The sequence below is a fragment of the Enterococcus sp. 5H genome (assembly GCF_028128615.1).
Classification (GTDB): domain Bacteria; phylum Bacillota; class Bacilli; order Lactobacillales; family Enterococcaceae; genus Enterococcus_L.
Map to the genome: position 1 here is coordinate 1 of NZ_AMDP01000020.1, position 4,903 is coordinate 4,903.

The 4,903-nt window shown below is 37.8% G+C and carries 3 protein-coding genes and 10 tRNA genes; all 13 read right to left on the minus strand.

The features are described 5' to 3' along the window. Positions 1-578, minus strand: a 578-nt coding sequence (locus C240_RS08145; protein WP_271494215.1) for a family 1 glycosylhydrolase, incomplete at its 3' end; no start/stop codon positions are given. A gap of 117 nt (positions 579-695) precedes the next feature. Continuing rightward, complete coding sequence (locus C240_RS08150; RefSeq protein ID WP_271494219.1) at positions 696-2,597, minus strand: beta-glucoside-specific PTS transporter subunit IIABC; 1,902 nt, start codon at positions 2,595-2,597, stop codon at positions 696-698. A gap of 153 nt (positions 2,598-2,750) precedes the next feature. Then, entirely contained in the window at positions 2,751-3,590 is an 840-nt protein-coding gene (licT, locus tag C240_RS08155; RefSeq protein ID WP_271494221.1) for a BglG family transcription antiterminator LicT, read from the minus strand. Between the two features lie 254 nt (positions 3,591-3,844). Next, positions 3,845-3,916: transfer RNA gene (locus tag C240_RS08160), tRNA-Glu, on the minus strand. A 12-nt stretch (positions 3,917-3,928) separates the two neighbouring features. Then, positions 3,929-4,002, minus strand: a tRNA-Ile gene (locus C240_RS08165). Positions 4,003-4,014: 12 nt separating this feature from the next. After that, positions 4,015-4,085 (minus strand) — tRNA-Gly (locus C240_RS08170). Positions 4,086-4,102: 17 nt separating this feature from the next. Further along, positions 4,103-4,175, minus strand: a tRNA-Phe gene (locus C240_RS08175). A 23-nt stretch (positions 4,176-4,198) separates the two neighbouring features. Further along, a tRNA-Asp gene (locus C240_RS08180) sits at positions 4,199-4,272 on the minus strand. Between the two features lie 49 nt (positions 4,273-4,321). Beyond that, positions 4,322-4,395 (minus strand) — tRNA-Met (locus C240_RS08185). Between the two features lie 126 nt (positions 4,396-4,521). Beyond that, a tRNA-Ser gene (locus C240_RS08190) sits at positions 4,522-4,611 on the minus strand. 25 nt (positions 4,612-4,636) lie between these two features. Beyond that, positions 4,637-4,708: transfer RNA gene (locus C240_RS08195), tRNA-Glu, on the minus strand. A gap of 9 nt (positions 4,709-4,717) precedes the next feature. Next, positions 4,718-4,805, minus strand: a tRNA-Ser gene (locus C240_RS08200). A 24-nt stretch (positions 4,806-4,829) separates the two neighbouring features. After that, a tRNA-Ile gene (locus C240_RS08205) sits at positions 4,830-4,903 on the minus strand.

Genomic DNA, 4,903 nt, shown 5'->3' on the forward strand with positions numbered 1-4,903 from the left:
AAACCAGCCCCCATAAATGGTGCATGTAAAATCATATTGATTTCGTTAAAGGTTAACCAGTACTTCACTAATCCTTTATAGCGATTGAAAATCACCTTACATAAATTTTCATAAAAACCAACTAATTCACGACTGCGCCATGCGCCATATTTTTCTACTAAATGCATTGGACAATCAAAGTGTGTGATCGTTACCAGCGGCTCAATTCCATGTTTACGACATTCTTTGAATAAATCTTCATAGAATTTCAAACCTTCTTCATTCGGTTCTGTTTCGTCTCCTAGGGGGAAAATACGACTCCATGCGATTGATAGACGGTAGGTTTTAAACCCCATTTCACCAAATAAAGCAATATCTTCTTTATAACTGTGGTACATATCAATTGCTTCTTGTGCTGGATAAAAATGCTCGTTATCAAAGTCAAACATTTTTTTCTCACCGGTAATGACTGGGAAACGGTCTGGTCCAACTGGTGCTAAATCTACGTTTGCTAAACCGCGTCCACCTTCGTTGTAGCCACCTTCACATTGATTGGCTGCCGTTGCGCCGCCCCATAAAAAGTCTTTTCTAAATGCCATATCAAAATTCCACCTTTTCCATATCTAAATGAGCTTTGGAGAAAAGCAGGCAATTTGAGAACTGCCTGCTTTTTCCCTATCAGCCCAACTTTGTTTTACTCTAATTTATTTGTATATTTAAGCTAATCCAGTAATTAATGTATCATCAGACGTTACTTCACGATCTTGCGTTTCAACAATATCTAAATAGTCTCCACTGTTCGTCACAATGACTGGTGTTTCCACACTATAACCAGCGGCTTTAATCGCATCGATATCAAATGTTACTAGCACTTGGCCTTTTTTCACTTTTTCGCCTTGAACAACTTTTCCTTCAAATCCATTACCATCTAGCTGAACCGTATCCATACCAATGTGAATCAGCAATTCCATTCCCTGATCTGAAATCAACCCAATCGCGTGCATTGTTGGGAATAAAGTCATAACTGTTCCATCAAATGGTGCTCTAACAACACCTTCAGTCGGTTCAATCAAAACACCTTTTCCTAGTGCGCCTTGCGCGAATGCTTGGTCACTTGCTTTGTTTAGAGGTAACACACGACCTTTAACTGGGCTTAAAACTGCTTCTTTCATTGCTTTTTGAGCTGGGCTGTTTTCTTTTGTTTCTTCTACAACAGTATCATCTTTCCAGAAGAAGAATGTTAAAGCAAAACCAATAACGATTGCGATAACAATTGCAACAAATGAATGAATCATTCCGCTTGCATCATCACCATTAATAAAGTTTAAAACGCCAAAGATTCCTAAACCACCCATTGTGTATGAAGTCACGCCATTAATCATTAAGTATAAACCACCAACAGCCGCACCAATCATTGAAAAAACAAATGGCGTCTTTTTAGGTAGTGTAATACCATAAATCGCTGGTTCTGTTACCCCGAAAATACCAGAGATAATTGCAGGCGGACATAAAGCTTTGATTTTTTGGTCTTTTAGTTTAAAGAACATTGCCATAACTACTGCTGTTTGAGCAAAACTTGCTGCAAACGAACCGACTAGAACTTGGCTAAATCCTTCTTGGGTAATTTGCATAATTGCTAATGGTACAACACTCCAGTGTAGACCAAAGATTACTAATACTTGCCAGAAGAAGCCTAGAATTAAACCATATAAAGCAGGTGAGAAGCCCATTAATGCTTGGAATCCAGCACTTAAAAGATCAGTTAACATACTGATAATTGGACCAATTACTAAAAATCCGATAGGTAAAGCAATCAATAATACGAAAAATGGTACCAAAAACGTTTGAACTACTTCAGGAATAATTTTCTTGAAGATCTTTTGAATCTGAGCAGCAAATGCAATAATAAAGATGATTGGTACAACACTGCTTGTATACGTTGCACCTACCCACGGAATACCAAGAAATGTGTCATATGCTGGTAATCCAAGTAAGCTATATGGTGCTGCAGCTCCGGCTCCGGCAGTGGTTTCAAAAGTTGCTTGAAGTGCTCCGCCTTGTACTGCTGGATAACATAAGGCCGCACCAATAACAATCCCAACCATTGGGTTAAGTTTGAATTTTCTAGCTGCTGTGTATCCTAAGATAACTGGCATGAAGAAGAAAATTGCATCCCCAATTCCATTTAACATAGTATAAGTTCCAGAAGTATTTGAGTATAATTTCAAGAAAACAAGTAAGGCATTTAAGCCTTTAACCATACCAGCAGCAGCTAATGCACCCAAGAATGGTTGGAAACAGCCACTCAAAATATCGATTAAACGATTAAATATATTTCCACCTGATGATTGTTCTTCGGAATCAGCAGAAATTCCAGCAATGCTTAAAACATCCTCATAAACAGCAGGAACATGATTCCCAATAACAACTTGATATTGTCCGCCGCTTTTCATTACCGTAACGACGCCATCCATATTTTTCAAAACATCGTCATTTGCTTTTGACTCATCTTTCAGCTTAAAACGTAAACGTGTAATACAATGTGTTAAACTATTGATATTTTCTTTACCACCGACATTATTTACAATTTTCTCTGCTAAATCATGATATTTTCCCATTTTTTGTTCCTCCAAAGTTTAGTTTTGTTTAATACTTTTGAAGGTTTAGCCAACTTAATGTCACTATCCAAAGGGTTTATACGGTTATCTAAGCTATCCTCCTTTTATTTAAGGTTTATAAAAAATCTTCTCTAAGATTTAATAGCATGTTAATTAATTATTTGTTTGAATCACTCGAGCGATGTGAATAATTAGATACATCTTTTCTTCATTAGTGATATTGTATTGGTAATTTTCCGTTAAAAAATCAGCAATTTTATTCACACAAGTGTAAGCATTATGGTATTTCTTTTTAATCACTTCATATAATTCTCCGTCATCTTCATCATGAAATTCTTTATGATTCAATAAACGATAGGCAAAAAATTTTAAATGAGTACTAAAACGATAAAAATAAACAGAGTCTTCATTAAAAGTGATTTTGAAATAATACTTTACGATATTAGTAATTTCTTGCATAATTTTGGTTAATTCATATACATTTCCGACTTCTTCTTCCATCTCTGCATTGACTAAGTGCAACGCTATGAAACCGGCTTCATCTTCTGAAAGCTGAACATCAAATTTTTCTTTTACCATCTCAAGAGCTTTATTCCCGATAAAATATTCATCTGAAAAGAAACGCTTAATATCCCATAATAAAAAATTTTTAACTTCAATTCCTTGCTTACTTCGTTCTAAGGCTGTGTGTAAATGATCTGTTAATGAAATAAAAATCGTATCGTTCAACTTTCTTCCTAACTTTGTTTTAGCATATTTGATAATTTCGTCTGACAACTGCATTACTTCTAAAGGAAGTACTTCTAACAATTCTTGAAACTTTAATGATGTATCATGATTAGCTAAACGAAATACTTGATCGATTTGATCTTCCGCAACAAAATCTCCAATTTTTCTTTTAAATGCAATTCCCCGTCCCATAACTATTTGTTCCTGTTCATTTCCATCCAACGTAATCACAACATTATTATTCAAAATCTTTTGAATAATCATTTTTTCACTCCCTTCTTCCTATGACTACTCCCTTATTTAAAAAAAGAAAAACCCAACCTTTCCAAAAAAGAAGACAGTCTTCTTCATTGGAAAAATTAGGTTTAGCTTGTACTTAAACAATCACTATCCATATATTTACTTGTTGTTTACATTGATAGATTACCTCATTAAATTAACTTTGTCAACGTTTTCATAAAATATTTTTATAATAAAAAGAAAAGACATTTAGCTATTAACTAAATGTCTTTTAAATATGACCCGTACGGGAATCGAACCCGTGATACCGCCGTGAAAGGGCGGTGTCTTAACCGCTTGACCAACGGGCCATCATGAAATTATGGGCCTAAATGGACTCGAACCATCGACCTCACGCTTATCAGGCGTGCGCTCTAACCAGCTGAGCTATAGGCCCTTAAAGAAAAAAAGCGGGTGACGAGAATCGAACTCGCGACAACAGCTTGGAAGGCTGTGGTTTTACCACTAAACTACACCCGCATGTTTCTTCTTTCAAATGGCGCGGGACAGAATCGAACTGCCGACACATGGAGCTTCAATCCATTGCTCTACCAACTGAGCTACCGAGCCAAAAAATAAATATTTAAAGATAACGGTCTGGACGGGACTCGAACCCGCGACCTCCTGCGTGACAGGCAGGCATTCTAACCAGCTGAACTACCAAACCATTCGTTATTGTGTTGCGTCACTAATAACTTGTTTGCTTTTTAAAGCAATTGCGGGGGCAGGATTTGAACCTACGACCTTCGGGTTATGAGCCCGACGAGCTACCTGACTGCTCCACCCCGCGATAATTATAGTCTTTATTGACTATAGAAAGGTGTTATTCTTGGTGATTTCTAGTAAGGATACTTCGCTCACTTTGTTCGCCAAGTATTGATAAGCATCAGTGCTAAAGCACTGTGGTTATCAACAAAGGAGGATAAGGGATTCGAACCCTTGCACGGTTTTACCCGCCTGACGGTTTTCAAGACCGTTCCCTTCAGCCGGACTTGGGTAATCCTCCGTAATATAAAATAATAATTGATACATGACCCGTACGGGAATCGAACCCGTGATACCGCCGTGAAAGGGCGGTGTCTTAACCGCTTGACCAACGGGCCTTTATGAAACGGAGAAGGAGGGATTTGAACCCTCGCGCCGGTTTCCCGACCTACACCCTTAGCAGGGGCGCCTCTTCAGCCACTTGAGTACTTCCCCAAGAAAAATAAATCTTATAGATAATGGGCCTAAATGGACTCGAACCATCGACCTCACGCTTATCAGGCGTGCGCTCTAACCAGCTGAGCTATAGGCCC